At 75.9% G+C, this 1,553-nt stretch carries 1 protein-coding gene and 1 pseudogene; both read right to left on the bottom strand.

Annotated elements, in window-relative coordinates; all coding sequences use genetic code 11:
* A pseudogene (locus ACFQ3T_RS36505) lies at nucleotides 1-480 on the bottom strand (hypothetical protein); the annotation flags it as partial.
* A partial coding sequence (locus ACFQ3T_RS36500; protein ID WP_380730721.1) for a VWA domain-containing protein occupies nucleotides 477-1,553 on the bottom strand: 1,077 nt, incomplete at its 5' end. The gene ACFQ3T_RS36500 and the pseudogene ACFQ3T_RS36505, both read right to left, overlap by 4 nt.

Below are 1,553 nucleotides of genomic sequence, written 5' to 3'. Positions count from 1 at the left end.
CGGCGCGGCGGCAAGCGGCCCGGTGCGGCCGATCCCGGCGGTGCCGCCAACGCCGAGGGCCTCGACCGCGCCATCGGTGTCGGCAGTGCGGTCGGCGTCGGCCGCACCGCCGGTCCCAACGGTGGTGTCGGGGTCGGCGGTCGTGTCGGCGGTGGTGGGTGTGCCGTCCGGGGCGGCGGCGGCAGGGATGTCGGTGTCGGCGGCGATGTCGGCGACGGACACCGCGATGGCGCGGTGCAGGCACTTCGGTGCGAGCAGGCAGCTGCACGCCAGGTCGTCCGCCGCCGTCAGCGCCCCGTCGTGCAACGTCCACGTGAGGGTGGTCTCGGGGTCGAGCACGGCTTGCGCGGTGTCGGCGGTCGTGGTCACGGACCACTCGGCCGCGCGGGACAGGGAGGCGTCCACGCGCTTGCGCAGTCGGGGCGGCAGGCTGTCGAGGACGTCGGCCACCACGGCCGGCACCACCGGGGGCACGGTCATCCGCGCACCTTCTCCCCCACCCACCGCGCCAGCTCCTGCGGGCTGAGCGCGGCCACCGGCATCCCGGCCGCGACCAGCGCGCCCGCTACCGACGTGGAGTAGCGGGCGACGCCGCGGTCGTCGAGGCTCGCGCAGCCGAGCACCGTCACACCCGAGGTGACGAGTTCCCGCACCTGCCCGACGAGCGACCCGACCGGGCCGCCCTCCTCGAAATCGCTGACCAACACCACCATCGTCCTCTCCGGGACGGTCACGAGGGAACGGGCGTGTCGCAACGCGCCCGCGATGTGCGTGCCGCCGCCGACCGACACCTCCAGCAACAGCGACAACGGGTCCGACACCTTCTCGGTGAGGTCCACGACCTCGGTGGAGAACGCCAGGAAGTGCGTCGACAGCGCGGGCACCCCGGCGAACACCGACGCGGTGAGCGCCGACCACACCGTGGACGCCTCCATCGACCCCGACACGTCGACCACCAGCACCAGCCGCCAGTCGCTCGCTCGACGTCCCCGCGTCCGGAACACCGGCCGCTCCGGCACGATCACCACCCGGCCGTCGGCGTCACGGCGCGCGGTGGCGAGGTTCGCGCGCACGGTCCGCGGCAGGTCGAGCCGGCCGCCCGGACGCCGGGTCGGCGTGGGCAGCTGGATGCCGGTCAACGCGGGCCGCACCCGGTTCGCGAGCTGCGCGGTCAGCTCGCGGACCAGCCGTGCCACCAACGGCCGCAGCCGCGCCAGCGCCGACTCCGACAACCCGCCCGCCAACGACAGCACGGACCGCAGCAGGTCGACCGACGGCCGCACCGCACCGGGGTCGATCTCCAACGCCGCCTCCAGCCGGCCGCCTTCCGCCGCCGCGGCCAGGACCTCCTCCCGGACGTGGTCGCCGAACAGGTCCCGCAGCTCCTCCGACCACTCGCGCACGTCGGGGAACGGGCTGGAGCGGTCCGCGCCGACACCGCCGCCCGCCGCTCCCTCGCCGCGGTCGCGGCCGTACAGCTCGTCCAGCGCGGCGGCGTAGCGGGCGGCTCCGGCGGGCCGGTCACCGCTCGCGCCCAGCACCAGCCGCCACCG

The organism is Saccharothrix hoggarensis (assembly GCF_042678885.1).
Taxonomy (GTDB): domain Bacteria; phylum Actinomycetota; class Actinomycetes; order Mycobacteriales; family Pseudonocardiaceae; genus Actinosynnema; species Actinosynnema hoggarensis.
This window is presented reverse-complemented; position numbering and strand designations above follow the sequence as displayed.